Below are 24,589 nucleotides of genomic sequence, written 5' to 3' on the forward strand. Positions count from 1 at the left end.
ACCCATGAAACACAACAAACGATTTAGATATTTATTTTTTTTAATATTATTATTTTATGTAAGTTCCTTTCTGTTCTATTGTAGCAAACTTGAAAATAAGTTCAAAAATTGGATTCCCTTGGACAATAATCCTGCCTCGCCGAAAGTGCTATATTCCATTCCTTCTCCCGGACAAACAGGGGTTTTAAGAGATCAAAAAATCGTGATGACCTTTAACAAACCGATCGACGAACAAAGCTGTATCGGAGCGTTTTCGGTTCAACCCGGGGTGACAGGACTCTTCGAAATCAACGGCAATACTCTGACGTTCACACCGAACAAACGATGGCAAGGTGGTATAACGTATTTGGTGAATCTTTCCAATCGATGCGAGGATCAGGAAGGTAGGGATCTAGAAAAACCGTACAGTATTAGTTTTTCAGTAAGTACGGACGTCCTTCCTCCCGACGTGATTTCGATCGGCGGTCGAAAAAATACGACCGGCTGCCTAAACACAGATCAAATATTAGATTTTATTAATTTTCGTAATAACTTTTACAGCACGACCGACGTTTGCATCAATACTCCGATCGTTGTCAGTTTCACGAAACCGATGGACAGGGGAACTGTGGAGTCAAATTTCCTTACCGTTCCTCAAATGGTGGGTTCGTTTGTTTGGAGCAATAATAACACTGTTTTAACTTTTACCCCAAGAGACGCCCTTACCACAGGGCTTACGTACGTTTTGACTATTTCTCAAACCGCTCAAGATACTTCGGAGAATCCTCTGGGTAAAAATGTCTCCGCAAGTTTTACCGTTGGAACGGAAATTGTTAAGCCCCAAATCTTAATGCAGGACGGATATATACAAAACGCCGCGGGTTGTTCTCCCGGTGTGTTAGCTTCCACATTGTTTCCTGGCGGACTTTTTAATGCAGTCGGTTTGTGTACCGGCGTTGTTCCTGGTTTTCAATCGTCTCCGATTATCATTGATTTTTCGGAAGCGATGAATTTAACGACGACCGATTCGAACATCAACATATCTCCCAATATCAACGGTATCAAAACCTGGTCCGCAAGTCCGAACGGCGCCTGCGGTTCTACTGGGCCCTGCGGAACAACGAGTAGATTGACGTTTACGCCCGTGACTCCCTGGCAGCACTCCGTTACGTACACTGTAACTATTTCCGGTAATTCCACAGACATTGCAGGGAATCTAGTCGGTCAAAATTATTCGTTCTCATTCACGGTAGGCCAAGATTTTCAAATTCCTAGAGTGACCTTTCAAGACGGTTTCATAAATACGGGAGCAGGCTGTGCTCCCGGAACCCTTGCATCTTTGCTTGATCCGATCAATGGAATCCGAGACAAAACGGGAGCCTGTTCCGGTCTTTCACCTGCTTCTACGAACACTCCGATATTCATTCATTTCAGCGAATCTATGATTCAATCCACGATCGAAAATGCGTTGAGTATTTCCCCGAATATCCTTGGAACAAAAACCTGGCTTACAAGCGGAAATGCGTTATGCGGTTCTACGGGTCCTTGCGGAAACGGTAGCCTTTTGGTTTTTACTCCAAGCCAAGACTGGCAAAATACCACTTATACGATTTCGATCCCGGGTTCCGCGATGGATTTAGACGGGAATACATTAGGTTCCTCTTATTCATTTTCCTTCACGTTTGGAATCGATCTGCTTCCTCCTAGAATGGATTTTACGACCGGGCCATTGTTAAGCGACTTGGCTCCCGCCTGTGGAAATTTAGGTCTTACACCGATTCCGAATCTCACTACCAATATCTGTAATCAAACGAACGGAACCAAGTTCAGAGTGCGATTCAACGAACCGATGGACCAAGCCGCCACTACGAACGCTTTTTCACTATCTCCGTCGGTTAACGGTCTCATCACTTGGCCTTCTCCCACCGAATTGCTCTTTACCCCGTCTCAAAATTTGAATTTGTTCGCGCAGTACAAAATCATAATCAGCACGGCGGCCAAAGATCTTGCGGGTAACGCAATGGTTTCCGAATTCATCAGTTTTTTTACCACGGGGAACGGAGGCCCGGTAAACAACGCACCTCCTTCCGTACTAAATGTGTTGTCTGACGTTGCGACGGGGCCCGGAGGTTGCGATGGCGGTATGGACGATCCCTTGTCCGCGTCTTTTGTCGCCGACGTTTGTACAGACAACGTGGGAAGCGGTCAAGGCGCTTCCTTTGAAATCATTTTCAGTAAAAACATGGACCAGAACATAACTTCTCAAGCGTTCTCGATCAGTCCGAACGTTTCCGGTCTTATCTCTTGGACATCTCCGACTACGCTTCGATTCATTGCGGCTCAATCTCTCAATCCGAACACTCAGTACGTGATTTCCATCAGTCAAAACGCCACGGATTCCGGTGGAATTCAAATCCAGAACGGATACGTTCTTTATTTTCTAAGTTCTCCTCTGGGAGGTTTTCCTGCGGTTAATTCGATAGATGTCTTTTCTGGAACTCCGACAAATTGCCAAGCGGGTTTAGGTATCGTTACAAACGTTCTGACGACAACTGTCAACAATGCATGTACTGGAAATTCGGCGGTCAATCCGATCGTGATGACTTTTTCCGAACCAATGAATTCGTCTTCTTTGAGATCCGGATTTTCAATTTCTCCTTCGGTAACGGGACAGTTTTCATTTCCGACCGCAAATCAGATGGTCTTTACTCCGGACGTCGCCTTTCAGTACGGAAAAAGATATAACATTTCTCTTGCAACTTCCATAACAAACACTTCGGGCAAAGGACTTAGGAATCCGGTAAACGCAACTTTTGTTGTGGGTGCTCTGGATTCGAGCCAACCCATTGTGACGGGAATCGATTTTGAAGTCGATGGGGATGGTGATAATTGCAGCGCGATCCCTAACGACGTAATTAACTCTCAAAGCGGTACTCTTACGAATAACGTATGCACCGGCGTTCCGATTGTGATTCATTTCAACGAACCGATGGACCCGGCTTCCACACAAAACGCGTTATCTGTTTCACCCTCTGCGAGTTTTGCTATCACCTTCGCGGGGAACAATATGACTCTAACCCCTTTGATTGCCTTAACTAGCAGACAAAATTACACCTTAACAATTTCCACTTCGGCGAAGGATTTAGCAGGGAATTCTCTACAAAATTCATTTTCTTTAATATTCAGAACAGAGAATGATTCGCCGCAAGTAATAGCAATCGGCAAAGGGAATCAAGCTAACTGTAACAGTCTAACGGTTACGACAGGATGTTGGTGGCAGGCTGGAACTCCCTTTCTTCCGGCGTCCTCTTATTCTTTCACTCCTGGATTGCAGGCTTGTCCCGCGGATTCCGCTTCGGACAATATCGTGATCGTCTTTAATCAACCGATGAACACTGTAAGTACGGTTAATGCGGTTAATATAACGGCCGTCTCTCAAGTTCCGAACAGCGCCTCCTCCATTTATAAGGGAAGATGGGCATGGAGCGATAGCGATCGGGTTTTAACGATTTCGATGACGGACGTTGGTCTAACGTGCGGATTCGATATTCTATTCAATACGGGAATCGGTGGAGCAAACTATCCACTTTATTTGATTCAAATCGATCAGTCGGCCACGAATGCGAATGGGACCGCTTTATCTTCCCAATTCAGCTTTTTCTTCGAAAGCAATTAAAAGAGGATATGATATTATGAAAAAATTTCTCCGATCGATCGTATTACTTTCACTCTCAATGTTTTTTTGCAATTGCACGACAATTGCAAAACTATTCCGTTCGTCCGGAAGTTACCAAGTTTATGTGATGAAGTCCGAAGAAAATTCTTCTTTAGCAATAGGAAAAATTGTAAGTAGAGACGCTAGATTTTCTCCGTATCTTATGGAAAATTTCAAAGATATGCTTCAACTCCATTTAATGGCGGAAGGATATTCCGTTAAGGAAATGCCGGAGGAAAAATCACTGATAAAATTATTTTCTAAAGCGAATTCAAATTCCGAAACGATAGAATCTCTCGAATTGACCAAGAAAAAAGAAACGAAACCCGCCTCTAACGAAATTGATACCACTGAAAACGCCTCGAACTTAAAGGACTTACTTCCGGAAAATCTCCGCCAGGTTTTGGATAAAGGAACAGTAGTAGGATTTTCTAATGTATCGAAGGAAACGCAATTCAGCGATTTTCTTTCCAGCAACGAGATAAAATTTTTATCCGAACAAATAGGAATCCGCTATTTCATTCAAGGAGCAGTGGGCAATAATGATTCCGGAAATTTATTGGAAGAGGATTTCAATTCTTTGGTTTTTCTCAAAGTTTACGATTCGAACGGAGTTTTGAAAGGAGGGATCACCTACGTCGTGAACGGAAGAACCCTAAACGAAGCCAATCTATTAAAAGAAGTCTGCCGTAACATTTCCAATAAGATGAATACTCTCGTAAAACGATGAATACACAAAACACAATTTCACGTAAGAATTTTTTCGTTCCCGTTCTGGTACTCGTTACCGCTACGACCTATTCCTGCAAAAAAGATTCGGAAAAATTCAAGTCGTTACAAAGGGACGCGGATATCGCCTACGTAAAACGGGATTTAAACGGAGCGCTTTCGCTTTATTCGCAGGCGTTGGAAATGGATTCGGACTCGATTAGAACGATGATTATGTTGGGAAAAATTCATTATTATAAAAAAGATTTTGAAAAAGCGGAAGAGATATTCCAAGACGCAGTAAACAAGGATCAATGTAATGCTAACGCCGCATATTGGCTTTCTAAAATCGAAAGTTTACGCAGCGATAATAGGGCGGAAGCGAAAGAGCGTCTTGAATCCATCATCAATCATATTCCCAACAGGTGGGAAGTCGAATATACGCTCGGTACGGTATTGGAATCGGAAGGGAAAATACAGGAAGCACTTTCCTTATACGATCAAGCGAAAGCGGAATCTGCAAAACTCTCCCTTCTATATCTGCGATTGGGAAAAATATACTATAAAGCCCAAAGAAAGGAAGCGGCAAGCCGTTATTTTGAGAAGGCCAGACTCATCTCCGAAGAAAATCCAAGTTCGATCAAAATGATCGAGTCCGAAATAGATAAGGAACAATGAATATGCCCGATTCCAAATTGCAAGCTCTTAGAAATATCTTAAAATCGAAAATCATCAAATCCGCCTTGTTGATCATTTGTATATTTCTATTTTATAAAGTTTTAATATACAATGATTCTAAATCTTTCATAAGGGAGAAAAAAAAGGAAGGAGCATTCGAATTTATCCCGAATCTTTTCAAAAAGAAGAACAAAGATTACATTACGGATATGGATTCGGTAATCGTAAAAGCGACGAGTGTTTATCCGGAAAAAATAAATCCCGCGATTTATGCCTTGGGATCCGTAGATTTTTTGGATAAGGTGGATATAGTTTCCAAAACCGCCGGAAACATCGTGGAAATCAAAGCCAAAGAGGGGGAAAAAGTTAAAAAAGGAGACGTGCTGCTTCACATAGACACTCTTCAGTTAGAGTTAGAAAGAAAAAAAAACCAATCCGCATTACAAAGCGCCTTTTCTTCTTTGAGCCTTAGCGAGGAAAAATACGCAAAAGCCAGAGAGAATATTGAAATCAGAATGTTGGATATCGAAAAAAGGAAAACACAAACCAAAGAAGCCAAAGCCGAATTGACCAAAATGAAAATGACGTTCGCCGGCAAGGAAACTCTCTATAAAGAAGGGGGAATTAGCAAGGAAGAGATGGAACACGCTCAAACGGCTCTAATAACGGCGGAAGCCAAATATCGGATGAGTATTAAGGATTTGGAAATGGGGATGGTCGGTTTTAGAAACGAGGATATTATTTCGAAAAATATGAAAGTTCCCGATGACCCTAAGGAAAAATTAAAACTGTTCGTAGATATCAATACTCGCATCGACAAAGCGGAAGTAGATGTTGCAAGATCTCAAGTGGAATCGGCTAAGGCGGCTTTGACATCCACGGAGGAATTGATTCGTGCCGCTACGATTCGCTCTCCGATCGACGGCGTAGTCGCTTATGTCAATAAACATGTCGGAGAATACGTAAATCCGGGAGCAGTAAATAGCCCGGATCAGGCGATTTTGGTTCTCGTAAATATAAACAAAGTATTCGCAAAATTGAATATTAGAGAATCGGATATGATTTCAGTCCGTAAAAATATGGATTTGGAATTTACGGCGGACGTGTATCCAGATAGAAAATTCTACGGAAAAGTGGGAATCATAAATCCGATCGTAGATCCGAAAACCCACACTATGGAAGTAAAGGCGTTAATCAAAAACGAAGATAGATCTCTAACTCCCGGAATGTTTGTAAGAGGTTCCATTTTTACGGGAGAAACAAAGATGTCCCTCCTTGTTCCTTCGGAGGCGCTGTTCGCCAAAGATAACGATGTCGCCTGGATTTATGTGCTTAACGACGGGATTGCCTTAAGAGCTAAGGTGAGAACCGGAAGCCAGTACGAAGACAAGGTCGAAATATTGGAAGGTTTAAATCCGGGAAGTATCGTCGCCGTGGAAAAACTAACCCAACTTAAAGACGGAATGAAGGTTCGTCCCGAGATGGAAAACGGCCTTAAATAATAGTGAAATATCTTCAAAAGATAGCAATTAACAGGCCGGTAACGACGGCCATGTTTTATCTGCTTCTGATCCTGCTCGGTCTAATTTCCTTGAAGGATTTGGAGGTGAATCTACTTCCGGACATGGAATTCCCTCGCCTAACGGTAATTACAAATTTTCAAAATGCGGCGCCTGAAGAAGTAGAAAATCTGATTACAAAACCTTTAACCGAAACCGTAGGCACCGTGAAAGGGATCGAAAAGATTTCGTCCGAATCGATGGAGGGCGTTTCTTTCGTCACTCTACAATTCGGTTGGGGAACCAAAATCGATTACTCCGCGATGGAAGTGCGAGAAAAAATAGATCTGATTCGAGGTATTCTTCCCGAAGACGCGGGTAAACCGATCGTCGCAAAATTCGATCCGAACCAATCGCCAATTCAAGAAATCGTTTTTTTTCCGACGGATAAATCCAGAACGCACGAACTCAGAGGTTTTATCAAAAGGGAAATTAAAAGTTATTTGGATCGCGTGGACGGTGTCGCACTCGCGCAAATTTCCGGAGGATTTAAAAAAGAAATCCTGATCGAAGTTGATCCGTCTTCTCTATATGCGCATCAAATATCGATCAGAGATATTCAAGGCTCCGTCGAAAGCTCGAACATTAATTATCCCGCGGGTCATATAGAAGAAGGCTCTAAGGACGTATTAATCCGAACTATGGGAGAGTACCAAGATTTTCGCGAAATCGAAAAAACCAACGTATCCAAAAACGACAAAAACATTCCGGTCCGGTTGGGAAATATCGCCCGGGTCAACGAAGGATATAAAGAGAGAAAGGGGCTTGCAAGATACAACGGCGAGGAATGTGTAACCGTATCCGTCTATAAGGAATCCGGAAAAAACACGGTAACAGTTTCAGAATCCGTTCGATCGGAATTAGAACGCCTTAAAGAACAATATAAAAACGTAATTAAAGCGGACATCGTATACGAAGAATCCAGATTCGTAAAACAATCCGTAGACAACATCACGGGCGAATTAATCTCGGGCGGGATATTGGCGTTTCTTTCTCTTATATTCATACTCCGTAATATGGAAAGCCCGCTCATTCTTTTGACCGTGCTTCCCATATCGGTGATAACTACGTTTTTATTGATGTATCTAAAGGACCTTACGCTGAACGTTATGACGTTAGGCGGTCTTTCTTTGGGAATCGGAATGTTGTTCGACTCCGGTAACGTTGTTTTAGCCGCGATCGAAAGGCACGTTAGAAACGGACTTTCCGTAAAAGAAGCCTCCTTAACCGGAGCCAACGAGGTCGCCGGATCGATCACTTCCGCGGTTTTAACCACGGTTATCATTTTTTTACCGATCGTTTTTTTAAAAGGAATCATCGGAGTCGTATTCGGCGAAATGGCTTTAACGATCACCTTTTCGTTATTGGTGAGTTTGGCGGTTTCTCTGACGTTAATACCTATGTTGTCCGCGCTTCGTGGAAATAAGGTTTGGTCTCGGAAATTCGATCAGTGGTCTTTTTTCAAAAAAGTCGCAATTTGGGAAAACGAAATAGACGCTCGATTTGTGAAAAGATTAACGAACTGGCTTGGAAAACCGAAACGTTTTTTTACCGGAATCGCAATCTGCTTTGCGGGGGTTCTGATTTTGATTTCGTTCGTGGATAAGGAGTTCATTCCCAAGGTGGATACCGGGGAATTTAAAATCGAAATTCTCAATGCAAAGGGTTCTTCTCTTTCCTCTACGTCGAAACTCGTCGAAGAATTGGAAACAAAATTACTCAAAGAGAAAGAAGTAAAACACGTCATTTCAAATGTCGGCTACGACGAAGAACAGATTTTATCTCGTTCGGGAGGGGAAGTCGGCACTCATCAAGCTCAGATACGAGTAGTTCTTTCCACGGAAAGATCCGAGAAAACAAAGGATTTCATTCGCAGATTCAGGGAACAAGTCCGATACGGATCGACCATAGGAATTCACTTTTATCCCGAGGAGGATATGCTTTCCAAAATACTTTCTCCCGATTCCAAAGCGATCACTTTGGAGGTGGAAGGGAACGATCTGGCCACTTTGGCTTTTATCGGAGAAAATATCAAAAGCGAAATCGCTAAAATTCGGGGTATTACGGATTCCAAAAGTAGTCTAGAATCCGAAAACCGAGAATTCCAAATCCGATTCGACGAGGATAAAATGTCCGTTTACGGATTGTCGCACCAATATCTCGCCGGAATTTTAAAAACCGCCCTTAAAGGTACGATCGCGACACGTTTGAGAATCAACGACGAGGAATTTGACGTTCGACTCCGTTATAGACAACCCGATCGCAAACATAAAGAAGATATTTCCAGAATTTTAATCCGCACTCCTTCGGGAGACGCGATATCGCTGGACCAAGCCGCCGAAATTCGGGAAGGGAAAGGATACGCATCCATTCTCAGAATCGGTCAAAGTAGGGTTAATCGTATTACGGCTAACGTAGAAAACGTAAAACAATCGGTCGTTCTTTCGGAAATAGAGGACTATATAGAAAAATTGAAATTACCCGTCGGATACAAAGTCCATTTCGGAGGGGAAAAAGAAAATATAGACGCGTCTATGCGCGAACTTCTGTTCGCATTTATCCTGGCGGTCGTTCTGATTTATATGTTGCTCGCGGGCCAATTCGAATCGCTTTTGATTCCCTTAGTCATGTTGTGTACGATACCTCTGATCCTGATCGGAATCATACCTGCGTTATTATTAACCGGTAACAGTTTTAATATCAGCTCGTTTACCGGAATCATTCTTCTCGTGGGAATTGTGGTAGATAATGCCGCCTTGTTTTACGAATACGTGGAAATTCTAGAGCACGATCAGGTATCCCTCAAAGAAGCAATCATAGGAAGCGGACAAATTGTACTTCGTCCTATCATCATGAATAACGGGACTACGCTTTTAGGCCTACTTCCGGTCGCGCTTGAATTGGGGGAAGGAACCGAATTTCAGTCCCCGATGGCCGTAACGGTGATCAGCGGCTTAGCCGCTTCGGTCGTGTTGTCTCTCTTTCTAATTCCAATCGCTTTTTATTATATTCTAAAATGGCAAAGAACAAGAAAAAAAACGATTTGAGGGAATATACGACCGTTCCGGAAGTCGTTCGGAAACCGTCTATTTCCACTCCTTGGGTAGAGAATCATAAAACGGGAACCGCAATGATTTTCCTGAGTTTGATATTATTAGGGATAATCGCGTTTCGTTTTATTCCCATATCTCTTTTTCCGGAAGCGCCGTATCCGGGTTTGACCGTCGAAACGGAATATTTCGGAGTCGGACCCGAAAAAATAGAGGAAATTATCACAAAACCGATCGAAGAATCCGTATCTACGTTAGGCGGTATCGAGCATCTTTTTTCCGTCTCCGAAGAGGGAAAATCGAAAGTGCATATTCAATTCGATCAGAATGCGGATCTAGAAATTAAATCCCTGGAAATAAGGGACAAAGTGGAGCAAGTGTCCTATAAATTTCCACGAGAAACTCAAAAGCCGATCGTACTTCAATACGATCCTACTCAAAAACCGTCGTTCATAATCGTTCCGAAGAGTGCGTCTTTAAACATTATGGAAATACGCGAAATATCGGATCGTGAAATCAAAAAAATCATCGAAGGAATCCCCGGAGTCAGCGAGGTCGTAATCGCCGGAGGAAAGCCGAGAGAAATTTTGGTTTCCTGCGATGCGCAAAAGATGCTCGGATACGGCGTCGATATGAACCTGCTTTTGTCCGTACTTCAGGAGGCGAATTATAACGAGAATCCCGGAGAAGTTACGGAAGGAAGCCTTCAAATTCCGGTTTATATAAAAGGGAGAATGAGAAGTTTAAAAGAGATAGAATCCTTATCTCTTCGAAGAGATAATTCCGGCAAATTCGTACGTGTAGAAGACGTAGCTAAAGTAAGTTTTTCCTATCGAGAGGAATATTCGGCCGCAAGAGTAAACGGAGAGAATACGGTCAGTGTATATGTTTATCGGGCCGGAACCGCCAATCTTCTTGCAGTTTCCGATGAGCTTAGAAAAGGGCTCAAAAAAGCGGAAAGTGAGAACTTAAATTTTGAAATACTCTACGATCAGGCCGAAACGGTCACTAATGCAATTAGAAACTTCTTTCTCGCTTCGTCCATAGGTTTCCTACTTTTCGTGATTGCGGCTTTTTTAATATTTCAAGAATTTAAATCTTCTTGTTTATTTGCATTTTTACTAGTATGTCAATTTTTTATCGGTTCGATTTTTATATATTTCCTAAAAATCGATTATAATCTAGTTACAATCGTCGGATTAATTTTGAGCTGCGGATGTTGTCTAAGCGTTTTTATCGCAAATCGATTGTTTTCCGATCGCGAGAAAAACAATAAATCTATCTCGATCACGGGAGAAATATTTACTACGATTCTTTTAATATCGGGAGTGTTTCTACCGATACTATTTGCCACGAAAGAACTAAAAAGCATTTATGGCGGGCTCGGTTTCGTTTTATCGGGTAATTTTTTCATTAGTTTTTTAATTTCAATCACGATATTGCCGAGCTTTAAAACCGAATCGAGTTCTAAAATCGGGAATTTCTCCGTTTTGCAAATCCCAAAAATATTAATCGCTAAAACAAACATATTATCTTTTTATATTTATCGAATTAAAGACTATGTTACGCAAAAAACATTGTCGCTTGCCGATTATTCGAGAAATAACCCTCCCATATTTTTGTCGTTTTATATTCTATTTATTTTAATTGGAATTTACTTTTATCTAATATCTAAACACGAATTTGTCAATAAAGTCGAAGAAAAACAATTGATAGGAAACGTAGAATTTCCTTCCGGAACCAGCTTTTCAAGGATCAATAACGTAACCGAACGAATCGAGAAAAAACTTTCGGAATTATACAATATTAAGGAAGTCAACTCGAGAGTGGAAAACGGAAAATCCACGATCGTAGTGAAATTTAACGAAAGCGTTTCCGACGTGGATGAAATCGGAAAGGAATTGGAGGAAATCGTCGGAGACATCAAACCCGCTTTTATATATTTTTCCGGAAGTAACGACGAAGCCTTATTGAGGGAGATAACGATCGACGTAATCGGAGACGATCTGAATACGATCGATCGAATTACGAGAGAGGTTTCCTCAACCGCACAGGGATTGCTTCCAAACGTTAGACACGTTTTATTAAGATATAAACCCCCTAGGGAAGAAGTTCGAGTTGTGATAGACAAGGAAAAAAGCGAGTCTTTGGGAATCAGTTCCCAAGATATCGGAAGACTTATACGTTACGGAATTCAAGGAGGGGTAGCGACAAAGTTCATAGAGGAAGAAAAGGAAGTAGATGTCCGTATCCGGTACGATTCGAATTACCGCGATCAGTTTTCGGATCTGAAAGAATATAAAATCAATACGGAAGACGGAAAATCCGTGCCTCTTTTGGAAGTGGCCGCTTTGACCCGAGATACTACGCCGGTGAGAATCTATAGAAAAAATAAAAGAAGAGTTTTGTCGTTTAGCCTTCGGATTGCCGATATGAGTTTAACCGAAATTATTCCTAAACTCGAAAAATTAAAACAAATAGAACTTCCCAAACAATACAGGATTGAATTCAGCGATAGTCTGAAGAAAGTTTTAGAGCATCAGAAAAGAATGAATTTTATTCTGAGTTTCGCCGCGTTGATTTTGTTTATGATATTGGCGTCTTATTTGGAATCTTTGAAAGAACCGTTTTTATTGTTATCCGTACTGCCCTTACCTTTGTTCTTTATTATAATAATCCTTTATTTTATCGACGTGCCTTTGACCATTCCAGTTTATATAGGGATGATTATCATAAGCGCATTCGCAATTTTGGAAGCGTTTATACTCAGAAAAGAATTGGCGCCTTGGAAAAATAAAGGAGAAAAATTCGAATCCGGCGCGATACCGTACGACTTAACGGAGAAAATAAAAACTTTGCTGGCAAAGTTTTTCCAACTTTGGTTTTTAATCGCTTTATTCTATTTACCTTTAGCTTTCAGTTTCGGAACCGGTTCTGCGATGCTGAAAACGGTTTCCATCACATTAATCCTCGGATTGGCCGGAATTTGTTTTTTTACTCCGATCGTTTTTATCACATTATATTTATATCCTATCACGATCGTAAATACGGTTATTCGCACTTATCGAAATAGCACGGATTGGACAAATTTCAGAATCAAGGAACTTAGGAGAAAGATACGATGACCGTATGGAATTATTTAAAGGACGTTTTATTTAGACCGGAATATTATTTCAAAACCTATTCGTTACAATCGGATCGATCTAAATCGAACCGCTCAATTAGGGATTTTCTTATCGTTTTGTTTTGTCTCGCGGTCATTCTAACGTCTACGAGAGTTTTACACGAATCGTTGTTTGCTCCGATAAAAATCAAAGTCGCCCAGGAAGCCTCCATTAAGGTGGAAGAAAATCGAAAGAATTATGCGCAGGATCGGGGATTCGTTTTTACCTTGCTTTCCAAAGTAATCTACGTTTTGATTTGGATTTTAATTCCGATTTTACTTGCGTTAATCCGACTTCCCATTCTTTATTTTATCGGAGAGTATAAAGTCGGATTTAAACAGTTCTTTATTACAACTCTCGCAACTTCCCTTCCTCTTTTATTTTCGAGTTTTATCATTTCGGCGGGATACGATTTAATCTCACTCGATTATACAATGGAAATCGTCGACTTCTTAAAATTGTCTTTATCGATTTTGTTGCTGGCTTGGATTTGGGAAGGACGATTGTGTTACCACGCCTTTACGGGTCAATATGATCAGAATAACGGAAGGGCTATTCTAATTTGGCTCACACCCAGTTTATTATTTATGAATGCGTTTTCGGTAAAATTTCTGATTCAAATTTGGTTCGGTTAATCGCAACTATAAATGTTTTTGATAATTTTTTCTTTAGATTTTGAATCGCTTTTAACCATAGAGACTCCTACGGTTTACTTATCTTCGCATACTCGCTGATATACGAACCATATCGCGGAAGCGACTCGTGAAGTATTGGCGTAGGATTTCCCGAAAGCGATGGGGCTCAAGGACGCAGAGGCAATCGCTCGATACTTTTTTTGGTTGTATCAAAGTGCAAGGGGCTCCCGTTTTCGCGAGATCATATCGAAGCCGCCGAAATAAACGGCGACGGTTCTGAACGAAAAGAGGTGTTACCTAAAACTATATTAATAAAGTACCCCGAATTCTAACCGGCGAAGACATTAGTAATAGCACTTTGAATTTATTTAACGTGAGCAGGTCGTAAGAAAGTTTGGGCGAATAAGAAACTGAAGTTCGCACTTCCTAAGGGCCCCATAAATGCTTGAATCCGAAGATAAATCTGTCGGAATTCCGACAATCTTCTGTATAAAACGATCGGCCCCACCCTGATTTTTGGGTGGTGGGGTGATGAGCGACCCGTAGGGAGCAAATCATTGAGCCTGGAGACAGAAAGACTCGGGAGATTTTTCTCTATCAGAAAATGATACTTCTTGCAAGTAAAAAGCCTCATTCTTGTCGGAACACTTGAAAAATATCAGTTTTTGATCCTTATCGTCCCAAACTTCTTAACTTGTGGGTAAGGTTATGGGCTCTCTAAGAATCGCGTTAACTCAGCGAATGCCTCTCTCCTATGTTTCTTGTGTCAAGCCCTCCCGTTATTTTTTTTACATAAGACCATATTGAGCTAACTTTCGATTCAATGCTTCTTCGGGCATAGAATCAAAAAGATTTCCCGTTCGAATCATTGTATAAAGAACTTCGATCATTTTGCGTGAAGTCGCTATGATCGACTTTTTAGCCCCTTTTTTAACATATAATCTTTCGTAGAATTCTTTTATCTTACCGCCATGCTGACAACGGACCAAACTCCAGGCCGCCTGAACAATCACCCTTCGAATTGCATGACAACCACGAGATACAATTCTTCCGTATCGAACCGTATCTCCCGAAATGTCAACTCTCGGAACCAAGCCTGCATAGTAGGCTGCTTGTTTTGCGGATGAAAATCTTTTACAATCTCCCATGTAGCTCATGATCGCCAAAGAAGTAATTATACCGATCCCAGGCATGGACATGATCGTTTGAACGTAACTCTGATTCTTTTTCAGAGCCTCTTTAATTTCTTCTTCTATGAGTTTTAGATTTAGTTCGACTAAATCTAAAACCTTTAAGATTCGTTCCGCTTCTCTTTTGTATCGATCGGGAAGTAGAGTTACAGAAGCTTCTCTGGATGTTTTTGTTCTTAAATGCTTTTTGGTAATATGAGTCAAACCTGCTTGAGTGAATAAACTGTGAAGTCGATTCTTTCCTTGCGTTAGTTGTTTGGTCCAGTTCTCATGTTCCGTGCAAAGTCTTCGATTGTCTTCCTCTTCGTCGGGAGAAACTCAACACAACGCTTCCTATGGGCCAAGTTGTTGGATTTTGGTTGAATGTGCTCACGATTTCTAATCTATTTTTTAAAGACAACGATTTAGAAAAAACGATCCAAGAAATTTCGTCTCAGAATTCGTTTTGAATACCGGATCGGCAGTCTTACTCAGGCTTCGCTTTGAAATCTAAATCTATTACCTTCTCCAAGTCCTCATACGGTACTTCTACTTTTATTAACTCGTCCATCAAGGTATTGTAATATATACACTTGATTTCAGGGCTCCAACTCGCGTCCACATACATCTTCTGGCCAGTTCTCTTGTCTCTTACAGCTTCACCTAACACATATACTTGTTTGTCTTTGTTTTCCATTTCTTCCCCCAGTTGGGAAACTCACTCCCTGGGTTCCGATTCTTCTAGACATTCCTTACTCCCTTTCGCTTTGTCTTTAATACGAAGGGAGCTTTTTTGTTTTTCTCGATATGTGACGATTTCTTTTGAATAGCCTTTTTACTTCGGTAGATATGGCAGTAATTCCTTAATCCGCTCCAAATCTTCCGGATACTTCTCTACCTTCACTAAACTTTTTTTCTCTGAGTCAAAGTAAACGCAACGTACTTCCGGGGTCCAAGTTACTTCCACATACATCTTTTGGCCCGTTACTTTGTCTCTCACCGCTTCGCCTAATGCGTATCCTTTTGTTCTTTTCTTTGGTTCCATTCCTGCCACCAAGTTGGAAAACTCACTCTATCACTCTTTATTTAGTTTTAATTTAAAGCCCTTAAAGTCGTCGTTCAATATACCATTTCAATATTTTTCAAAACATAATTCATTTCCTACCAATCCCAAACCGGATAATCTTGCAATTCCCGTTCTTGTCACAAGAAAGATCTATAGAATATATATAATTTCCGTAATCGATACCGATATATCCATAGTCACCCATTTTAAAGTAATCACTAATCTCAACCTTTGGATTCATAAAGGCTTCTCGAAAGGAAACGATTCCAGGAAAAGTTTCCTGGAATTCTTTCTGCATCACTTCGTTTTTAAAAATTAAATCTTTGGCGCTCTCTTTAATTCCATCTTTTAAAAAGTCTTTTCTTTTAGGAGGGGCGCCGTGATCCGACCCGTCAGGCAAAGCAATATACCATTCGTCTATTTCGAAGCTGTAAGTTGTATCTAAGAACGACATCAGCTCTTCCGGTTTGTTCTCTCTTAGTATCCTCACAATCTGCTGAGTAGTCGGATGTGCATTTTGTAATGAAACTGGGCTTACTTTTTTCGTTTTCACTTCTTCCTCCTTTGGCTCCTGTTTGCAAAAACAGGAAATAAAAATCAAAAATATTAAAATACTCTTGTACATTGTTTTCATTATATTCTCCTTAATTTTCTCCTCGCATCCATTTGTAGATATCACTACGAGTATAGGGGTTATCTTTCCCCCTATCATTATTTTTCATCCATTTGTCCGTCACTTCCACATGCAAATGGGCTCCATCCGACAATCCTACTTTTTCATTTGTTCTACCTAAATACGTTCCTGCTGAAAATATTACTGCTTTTTCAAAATGGATCCGTTAGCAAATACAGTCGGAATTTTAAGATTTTCTTGTGAATTAGTTTTTTCAACCAAGAAGGTTTGTTCTGGCCTGGGAAAAAACTCGACTTTCATATCGTTATTTTTGAGAATATGAAAACTTAAAAGCAAAGACTTTTCATTTGAAGTTAAGATTCTACAATAGTATTTTTTATTACAGACTATTTTAACATTTTTAAATATTGCACCATCCGGACCTTCGATTATATGAAATTCATAACTATTATTTATTTTTACAAATTTCATATAAGTAGTAGCATACTCGCTACCATCAGTCCATATCCCATTAAACAAAGTATTTATTGATAATACATTTGGCGTATTTAAACTCATGCTATCCTCCTGACTATAATTGGTCTCCTTACATTGAAAAACGAAAATCAATGTAAGGAATAATATATTAATTTTTTTTATCATTTTAATCACTCCGGATGGTCTTGAATCCATTGATTCCAATTAAACGTTGCAGGATTTTGATGAGTAGTTTGAGAGATATAAGCTCTCGGATTAACATTAAATCCTGTCCTAACTTCGTAATGCATATGCGCTCCAAAGGAATTACCTGAATTTCCAACATTTGAAATAACCTGTCCTCTTGTGACAGAATCACCTACTTTTACAAATACATTTGAGTTGTGACCGTATAATGTGAATATACCGTTATTATGTTGAACAAGTACAAAAGCACCATACCCACCACCATTCTGATTATTTTCATAATTACGACTTAAAGCAATAACTCTACCATCAGCGACAACAGGAACTGGTGTACCTGATGCTTGAGGTTGATCTAAACCTGAATGTGGAATACTTGTATAGGTTGTTCCATCATTACGAGTTAGGTTTCTAACTCGTCCATAACTAGATCCTTGATTTTCAAAAGGTAATTTGGCACCATTATCAAGTTCAAATACAGGAGCAGTTTGATGCGTAACAGGTTTACTTCCCCCCGTGACGCGATCCCACAAATTGCTCGCACCGCTCACAACCGCATTATAAGCATTCGTAAAGAACCCAGTGCTTTGAGTCGGATGCGTAGTTGTAGCGACTTGACTGTTGTTAGCCGCTTTGGCGTTACGATAATCGTTTACAAACTTTTCAAGACCACTTGTATCGTAACCGGCTGCTTTCAAACCGGCAATACTTGCATCCGTTTGAGCCGGGCTTTCCTTTCTCCAGTCTGCTTTGAATTCGGCAACATCAGTCGCACTGAGTTGACGACCTCCAGTCGGTTTTCCATCTGGATCAAAAGATCCCGATAACGCTAACGTCTGCCCCGGATCATGTGAAGACGGCGCTCCATGAGCGGGAGCGGGGCCATCGTCACCAAACCCGATCACTCCATGACTTCCGTCTCCTTCATTGCGTCTACCAGAAGTTGCCACACCAAATCCTTCGATCGCTTGAGCCCCTTGAGTTTGATTATTTCTCTCCTGAGCGGCCCTTGATTCTGCTTCTGTATCGGTCTGACTGGAATCCTCCGACATACCTCTGTTCATTGAATATTGAGAGATAAAGTCGGTGTTAGACGACAACCCTGTTTGAGAATTGTAGTTGAGAGCGTTCGTCCCTGCAACATTCAAGCTTGCTGTAAAACCGTCTCTTTGATTGTAGGAAAGTCCGCCGCTAAATTTACCGGGACCGTATTCTCTGGAGGAAATGTCTGCTCCAAAACCTGAATATTCTGATCTTGTAATGTTAGCTCCCGTGTCTCGCAAAACACCACCTTTCGAAGTGAGACCGACGCTTGCGCCCATTCCGTCTTGTCTGTTGTAACTCATTCCTAAGCTTAAACCCGTTTTCGGTTCCTTGCCCAAACCGTAATTTAATCCGACGTTACCCGAAATTCCGTCTCTTTCGGAATAACTGAGGCCCGCATTGATATTAGATGTCAGGAGCCAGGAGTCAGATTTCAGGCGGGAAGGGGAAGGCCTTCCCCTCGCTTCATACCGAGCTTGCTGCTTCTCTAATTTAGAAATATTTAATCGTTTATTCAAGCTCGGTATTACGCTTCCCCTTCGCCGGGCTACTGCTTTGTGTTTCATCCCCGGAGCCCTATCTCGCGATCCGTAGAGAGTGAGATTGAGTTCTTTCTCTCCCGACTCATAGGGAGAGCTTCTCTGCGTTAGGGCGTTTTACTGAGTTTAGGAAAATAGTATATTTCCGTTTTAGAATCCGCATGGAAAGTTCGGTGGCTCTGGGAGTCATTTGCTCGAACAAGATTGCAAAACTTTGTGATTTGTGTCAATTATTATATCACTGATAAATAACAAAAATTAGACGATCATTCAAAAAAGATTCAATTTGTGATGTATATATAACGATACATTCACAGGAGGAGCGGGCGACTCAACATAATTTCACGTCCGACTTCATCTATTTCCGCTGGTATCCGTATTTAATCGAGGTTAATGGTTGTTTTATGAAATCTCTATTCTGCTCAATCTGGTGCTGATTCTTTATGTTATCAAAAAAATTGGAGCAGAATCAAAAAATTCCATTCAAATCTTATTTCTAAAATCACAACTCTCAGCTTACAAACGAAAACGAAAAAAATTCCATACAAAACCTTTCGAAAGATTGAAACTCGTCTTTCTTTCCTATCTCGATCCCAATTGGATCGAAAATCTAATTCTTGTTTCTCCACATACTCTTCTTGAATGGAGAAACAAAAAATTCAAAACATTCTGGGCTCTTCTTTCCCGTAGAAAGAAAACAGGAAGACCAAACATTCCTTGGAAAGTCATCAAACTCATTCGAAGAGTCGCTAAGGAAAACAAAATCTGGGGAGCTACAAAACTACACGGTCTTCTTCTAAAGCTCGACCATGATATTTGTGAAAGAACTGTTTCTAAGTATATTCCAAAACGTCCTCATAGCCCTAAAAAAACGTCTTTCTTGGAAAGAATTCTATTCTCTGCATGCCGATTCTATGGTTGTTTCCGATACTCTTTCCGTTTACTCTTCCAATTTCAAAAAGATCTTTCGCGTCGTTTTTTTTCTTCACGTCGGCTCTAGACAAATTCTTCATTTTGATATTCATACAAACCCGACTACAAATTGGATGCGAAAGGTTTTGAAGTTTGCCGTTCGTAAGCAAATTCAAGCAGGAAAAACCTTTCATTATTTTCTTTCCGACAACGATTCCATTTTTGGGAAACGCTTTACCAAATACTTGGAAAGAATCGGCATCAAACACAAAAAAACCTCTCTTCGCTCTCCTTGGCAGAACTGTTACGCGGAACGTTGGGTAAAGACATGTAGAAATGAATTTTTGGATTTCTTCATTCCTCTCAATCAGTATCATTTGGAAAAAAAACTGGAAGAGTTCATTCATTTTTACAATCATCATCGCACTCATTTGGCTTTGAACAAAGACAGCCCCGTTTCTTCTCCGGTTTTAATACGTCCTTCCGATGGGTCGGTGAAACTCGTTTCCACTCCCGTTCTCGGAGGTCTTTACCACATATATTCTTACGAAGACGTTGCCTAACCCACACTTGTTTCTAGTTTTCTTTTGTGCGCCGTTATTCGGAGAAAGATTCCCATGTCTTCCGTTTGATTTGTTTCTTTAATTCCTCTCTTCTTTCCGTATATTCCATATTTTGAATCTGTTTTATTCCAGTTTCAGCTCTTTTTTCTCAAATCCTTTCATTTTATCACATGCGTCTGCTATCTTGGATTCAACTTCCGTCATTTTAGTTTTTGCGAGACTCAGAGAATTCCGCAAAGTATCTAACTTTTCTTGCCATTTCATTTGGATTCAAAACCAACCAGCAACAACAAGGACAAGCTTCGGGGAAACTTTTTTCTCCCTAGAATACATTGTTTAAGCGTAAAACTCGTATTTTGCTTTGAAACACACTCTAAACCCCTACAGAATAAGAGAATGAGGGGGCGGCTACCCCTAGGCGAAGGCCAGGCTACCCCCAGGCGAAGGGGGAGCGAAGTGCCCTTTTTGCTAGGCGAAGTTTGCAGCAAACCTGTGGCAAAACGCAGGCTTTCCCGAGCCTTGTTGATCTGGATACAAACTAAATGTATCCACATGAGAAGTTTCCCTAAATGTCCAGAACAAAAATATACATAAGGCCATACAAGAAACTCAAAATATTCAGATTCTTTCATACATTCTCACTCACTTCCTCTTTTCTTTCAAACCCAAATATTTCTTTCCAAGAAAAAACCGAATTCCCTTCTTCCAAGAAAGATAACCCTAATGTAAACTCTTCTCCTTCCTTTCCTTCTCCGTCATACAATAGCTCGTATTCCACTAACTGTCCTTGACCGCGACTGCGTACCACCAAATACTCCAACTCCTCCAGTCGTCTCAAATGAACTCTAAGTCTTGTATCACTCATTCCAAGTCTCTCTCTCGCTTGACGTCTCGTGAATCTCACTGCACTCTTTGAAAGCTTTTGTTCTTCGCTTGACGTCTCTACCATCTCATGAAGAGAAAACAATACTTCCTTTGTCTGGGGGGTTAACTCTTCAAGCGTCCTTCCTAATATCTTAGAAGCAAGTAAACTACCAAGCTCCATGTCTGAAGGAGTCACCTCTATGTATTCGAAGCTCTCTCCGTTTTCATCCTTACCGATCTTCTTTTCTCTTTGGTATTGGTGTAAAAGTGCGATCGATTTGATTAGGGTAAGATATTTCTTTTGATCCCGGCGCATTCTCAGTTTTGTATCCGGAAACTTCATTTCCTTCGCATACGGATTCACGACAACTAAAGGACGAAGGATCCTTTGTAGATTCTTGTGAAGCATTACGATCTTGTCTTTGTCTCGCTTTTTTACGATTCCTTCTAACGTCTCCAGTTCTCTTTGAATCTCAAGGATCGTTCTTGTCTGTTCCCTTCCTTCGTTTACGGTGAGAATCAAACACCGGTTTTCAAGTTCCTCATCAATCTCTAAGTTTGTGGTCGTAAGGAAGATTACCACCGGGCCTTCCACGCTGTATTCTTCCGTTACCGTCCTTCCTGTCGCCGGGTCTTTCATTGCGCTTGCAATACTGATTTTCTTTTCACTCTGTAAGATCTTGAGCGCATACTTGGCCCGTTCCGCTCCTTCTTCCTCCGATATGGCTAATACCTTGTTCTTTAAATTCTTCGAGGACATATAAAAGAGAGATTGGCCCGTCATTGCCGAATACTTCTCTTTCTCTTCTTCCGGTACAAAATCAAGGATAGAGTCCATTAGGGTCGACTTACCCGCACTCGAGGAGCTTTGTATAATCACGGCAAGCGGGTTCTCCGTTCTTCTTGTAATGCTCGCAAGATATCCAACTAAAGAATTGATTCTCTCTCCCACAAGTCCGCATCTTTCAAAGTCTATTAGGATATTGGAAAGTAGTTCCGGGTCCTCCAAATACAAGACCGCTTGGGCTCTTTCTTCCGGAGTCAGCTCCACTTCAGTCTTTACGTTTCTCTCCTTCTCTCTTTCGTTCAATGCCTCTTCCAAGATATTGAGAAGTCTTCCCAGTTCCTTCTTGATTATTTCTTCTTTTTCTCGTAACTCATGGGAGGCCGTTGATATATACGACATCCTTCCTTTGTAACTGAGTAAGTCCACTGTGTCTACGTGATACCGTTCTCCCTGGCTTACCTTTAGCGTCACTTTCAACGTCTCAAGGCTTGGGTAATTTCGAAAGAGGCCCTTTGCTAAATACGTTCTTTCGGGGAAGTTTACTTCCACTTCTTCTTTCGTGATTCTTACTTCCGGTTGGGTTTGGGATCTAGGTTCGACTAAGGTAGAAAGTTCCTCCGAAGTCAAAAGTGGTTCTTGCGGTCGTACATTGGTCTCAAGCGCGGACATCTCTTTGTATTGCGGTGTGAGTTCTTCTTCGGTAAGCCTTACGCTCTCTTCTAAAAGGCCAAACAGTGTGTCTTGTACTTCTTCGCTTCTCACTGCTACCTCATTTACATCCATTCCCAGTGGTAAAAGCACTCGGTAGATCTCAATCCCTTTGTCTTTTAGTTTCTGATATACCGAAACCGCTCCCTTGTCTCCCGCCATATCTGCGTCATACGCGATATATATCTTCTTGATTTGTTTTTCGAGTATCCTTTCTTGAATCACTTCCGTGAAGCCTTCCACTCCGTAACTGCAAGTCACGTTCCTGATTCCATTCTCCCAAAACGTCAACGCATCCAGTAGCGATTCGCAAAGTACTAACTCTTTCTTTTCAAACGCGTCTTCTTCGTTCCAGATTCCTAAGTGTTTACCTTGTAAGTAACGGTGATTGGGTATTCTTGGGTCTTTACTCCCGAATACTTTTCTTCCATACATCCCGCACAGCTCTTTGTCCCTAAAAATCGGGATTACTATTTTCTTTTGGAAATACTCTTGTCCGTTCTCTCCAAATATCCCGAATTCCTTCAAAATATCTCTCGCTCTTTGTCCCACAATACTTTGTCTCGATGGCAATATCTTTCCTAAACTTCCGTCGCTGTAGCCGATTCTAAACTTGGATATCGATTCCTCGCTTCCAATCTTTCTCGTTTGTAAATACGAAAGTGCGCTTCTCGTTTGTCTCAAGTTAGTTTCGTAGTATTCTAATACCTGAAAGACCACAGCTCTTTCTTCTGAACTCAGTTTCTCTGTTGTCGGGATCCTTCTCCCCCCTAGGGCACTCTCCAAGCTTACAGGCGTGACGACTGCCTTTCCTCTCTCGGTGGACGGTCTGAATTTTAGTAACACATCTACCGCTTCGTTAAATCCCAAGCCTTCCCGTTTCATTACAAAGTCGATCGCGCTTCCCCCTGTCTTGCAAGCTCCCATACAGTGCCACAGATTCTTTACCGGCGTTACGACAAAAGAGGGCGTGCGGTCGTCATGGAACGGGCATTTTGCCACCCAGTTCGTCCCGTGGTTCTTGAGTTCGATTCCGTAGCTGCGGACTAACGCAAGCAGGTCCGTTTGGGTTTTTAACCGGGTAATCTCTTCTTTTGGCATGTAGGGCATGGGGAAGGCTCCTGGTGAGGGGAAAAATTTTTGTAATGCAAATATGCAAGTCAATATTGCAAATTAAACAATATCGTACTTACTAGATTTAGCTCTATTAAACAAGCAATTTTTTTCGATATGAGAATTATCTTGATTTTTTACTCATTTTCGCCTCTCTGAAAGACGTGAGCATGAATCTTCCGGATAAAATCAAAGAATTAAGAAAGAAGAACGGCATTTCTCAGCAAAGCTTAGCAGACAAATTAGGAATCCATCTAAGTCACGTAAGTCGAATCGAAAACGGACACAACGAGCCTTCTCTCGAAGTCCTACGTGGACTCATGAATGTTTTTGAAGTCTCTGCGGACTTTTTACTGAATGACGATTTGGATTCTTACGAAGTGGAAATTAAGGACAAATCCTTAGCCGAACGTATTAGACTTTTAGATTCATTAGATGAAAAGAACAGAGAAGCTCTCCTGCAAGTAATCGACAATATGCTCACCAATCAAAGAATGAAACAACTTCTCGCTACCGGCTCAGGAAAGTAAAGTTCATGAAAGCAATTCATCCTCAATTCATTACAGACGACAAAGGAAAAAAACTCTCCGTCGTCCTTTCGATTAAAGAATTCAAAACTTTATTGGAAGACTCGGAAGAACTGGAAGATATTCGTCTTTACGACGAAGTAAAAGCAAAAAATGAAAAGTCGACTCCTTTGAGTGAATATATAAAATCAAGAAAGAACAAAAGGCGACATGTCTGAATATTCCATTCTTCTTTCTAAATCCGTCACAAAACAACTCGACAAACTTCCCGAAAATATCGCCGATTCTTTGATCGAAACAATTGAAGGCCTCGCTAAAAATCCAAGGCCTCAAGGCGTCAAAAAATTAAAAGGAAGAGACGGCTTCCGTATCCGAAAAGGTGACTACAGAATCATATACGACATCCAAGATCAAAAGCTAATCATAGAAGTCATCGCAATCGGACACAGGAAAGATATTTACCAGTGAGCAAGAAACTCTCCCTCTCGGCAAAGAAAGAGCCGGAAAAAGAGTTT

General features: G+C 41.1%; 17 protein-coding genes and 2 pseudogenes. 11 read left to right on the forward strand and 8 right to left on the reverse strand.

Translation table 11 applies throughout. From position 1 onward, the window contains the following. Nucleotides 1-4: 4 nt before the first annotated feature. Genes FHG67_RS01765 through FHG67_RS01795 form a run of 7 tightly spaced genes read left to right on the forward strand, consistent with a single transcriptional unit; the run spans nt 5 to nt 13,488 of the window. Nucleotides 5-3,655 carry an Ig-like domain-containing domain gene (locus FHG67_RS01765; protein ID WP_142499607.1) on the forward strand — a complete coding sequence of 1,217 codons (3,651 nt, stop codon included), beginning with the start codon at nt 5-7 and terminating at the stop codon, nt 3,653-3,655. A gap of 16 nt (nt 3,656-3,671) precedes the next feature. Then, entirely contained in the window at nt 3,672-4,424 is a 753-nt protein-coding gene (locus FHG67_RS01770; protein ID WP_004495361.1) for a lipoprotein, read from the forward strand. Then, nucleotides 4,421-5,080: a tetratricopeptide repeat protein gene (locus FHG67_RS01775; protein ID WP_002556524.1), complete on the forward strand. Its 660-nt coding sequence runs from the start codon at nt 4,421-4,423 to the stop codon at nt 5,078-5,080. The genes FHG67_RS01770 and FHG67_RS01775 overlap by 4 nt, the downstream gene beginning before the upstream one ends. Nucleotides 5,081-5,082: 2 nt before the next feature. Next, nucleotides 5,083-6,582 (forward strand): efflux RND transporter periplasmic adaptor subunit, encoded by a 1,500-nt coding sequence (locus FHG67_RS01780; protein ID WP_004495376.1) that lies wholly within the window; start codon nt 5,083-5,085, stop codon nt 6,580-6,582. Nucleotides 6,583-6,584: 2 nt separating this feature from the next. After that, nucleotides 6,585-9,686, forward strand: coding sequence for an efflux RND transporter permease subunit (locus tag FHG67_RS01785; protein ID WP_016759202.1), 3,102 nt, complete (start codon nt 6,585-6,587; stop codon nt 9,684-9,686). Beyond that, nucleotides 9,656-12,814 carry an efflux RND transporter permease subunit gene (locus tag FHG67_RS01790; RefSeq protein ID WP_036075001.1) on the forward strand — a complete coding sequence of 1,053 codons (3,159 nt, stop codon included), beginning with the start codon at nt 9,656-9,658 and terminating at the stop codon, nt 12,812-12,814. Before FHG67_RS01785 ends, FHG67_RS01790 begins: the two co-directional genes overlap by 31 nt. Next, a complete protein-coding gene (locus FHG67_RS01795; RefSeq protein ID WP_004498353.1) occupies nt 12,811-13,488 on the forward strand; it encodes a hypothetical protein in 678 nt (225 codons plus the stop codon). Before FHG67_RS01790 ends, FHG67_RS01795 begins: the two co-directional genes overlap by 4 nt. 788 nt (nt 13,489-14,276) lie before the next feature. On the opposite strand, the pseudogene FHG67_RS01800 reads toward FHG67_RS01795, so the two are convergent. The 6 genes and pseudogenes from FHG67_RS01800 to FHG67_RS01830 form a co-directional block, all read right to left on the reverse strand. Continuing rightward, nucleotides 14,277-14,987 (reverse strand): annotated as a pseudogene (locus FHG67_RS01800) (IS110 family RNA-guided transposase); the annotation flags it as partial. A 157-nt stretch (nt 14,988-15,144) separates the two neighbouring features. After that, entirely contained in the window at nt 15,145-15,354 is a 210-nt protein-coding gene (locus tag FHG67_RS01810; RefSeq protein WP_036075565.1) for a hypothetical protein, read from the reverse strand. A gap of 138 nt (nt 15,355-15,492) precedes the next feature. Further along, nucleotides 15,493-15,702, reverse strand: coding sequence for a hypothetical protein (locus FHG67_RS01815; protein WP_004495345.1), 210 nt, complete (start codon nt 15,700-15,702; stop codon nt 15,493-15,495). Nucleotides 15,703-15,811: 109 nt separating this feature from the next. Further along, nucleotides 15,812-16,357 carry a hypothetical protein gene (locus FHG67_RS01820; RefSeq protein ID WP_004498413.1) on the reverse strand — a complete coding sequence of 182 codons (546 nt, stop codon included), beginning with the start codon at nt 16,355-16,357 and terminating at the stop codon, nt 15,812-15,814. 180 nt (nt 16,358-16,537) lie between these two features. Beyond that, a complete protein-coding gene (locus tag FHG67_RS01825; RefSeq protein ID WP_232423637.1) occupies nt 16,538-16,915 on the reverse strand; it encodes a hypothetical protein in 378 nt (125 codons plus the stop codon). Between the two features lie 89 nt (nt 16,916-17,004). Then, a complete protein-coding gene (locus tag FHG67_RS01830) occupies nt 17,005-18,627 on the reverse strand; it encodes a M23 family metallopeptidase (protein ID WP_004501676.1) in 1,623 nt (540 codons plus the stop codon). A gap of 370 nt (nt 18,628-18,997) precedes the next feature. Between FHG67_RS01830 and FHG67_RS01835 the strand changes: the two are divergent. After that, nucleotides 18,998-20,075: pseudogene (locus tag FHG67_RS01835) on the forward strand (transposase). 123 nt (nt 20,076-20,198) lie between these two features. On the opposite strand, the gene FHG67_RS21605 reads toward FHG67_RS01835, so the two are convergent. Continuing rightward, the gene (locus FHG67_RS21605) at nt 20,199-20,339 is read right to left on the reverse strand and encodes a hypothetical protein (protein ID WP_172616486.1); all 141 of its coding nucleotides are present in this window, start codon (nt 20,337-20,339) and stop codon (nt 20,199-20,201) included. Between the two features lie 364 nt (nt 20,340-20,703). Beyond that, nucleotides 20,704-23,544: a CHC2 zinc finger domain-containing protein gene (locus FHG67_RS01845; RefSeq protein WP_142499608.1), complete on the reverse strand. Its 2,841-nt coding sequence runs from the start codon at nt 23,542-23,544 to the stop codon at nt 20,704-20,706. Between the two features lie 173 nt (nt 23,545-23,717). On the opposite strand from FHG67_RS01845, the gene FHG67_RS01850 reads away from it, so the two are divergent. The 3 genes from FHG67_RS01850 to FHG67_RS01860 are packed head-to-tail and all read left to right on the forward strand — an operon-like array spanning nt 23,718 to nt 24,542. Beyond that, nucleotides 23,718-24,077, forward strand: coding sequence for a helix-turn-helix domain-containing protein (locus FHG67_RS01850; protein WP_004447573.1), 360 nt, complete (start codon nt 23,718-23,720; stop codon nt 24,075-24,077). 5 nt (nt 24,078-24,082) lie between these two features. Further along, complete coding sequence (locus FHG67_RS01855) at nt 24,083-24,292, forward strand: hypothetical protein (RefSeq protein WP_004495673.1); 210 nt, start codon at nt 24,083-24,085, stop codon at nt 24,290-24,292. After that, nucleotides 24,285-24,542 (forward strand): type II toxin-antitoxin system RelE family toxin, encoded by a 258-nt coding sequence (locus tag FHG67_RS01860; protein ID WP_004495675.1) that lies wholly within the window; start codon nt 24,285-24,287, stop codon nt 24,540-24,542. The genes FHG67_RS01855 and FHG67_RS01860 overlap by 8 nt, the downstream gene beginning before the upstream one ends. Nucleotides 24,543-24,589 lie beyond the last annotated feature (47 nt).

This window comes from Leptospira weilii, assembly GCF_006874765.1.
GTDB classification, from domain to species: Bacteria; Spirochaetota; Leptospiria; order Leptospirales; family Leptospiraceae; genus Leptospira; species Leptospira weilii.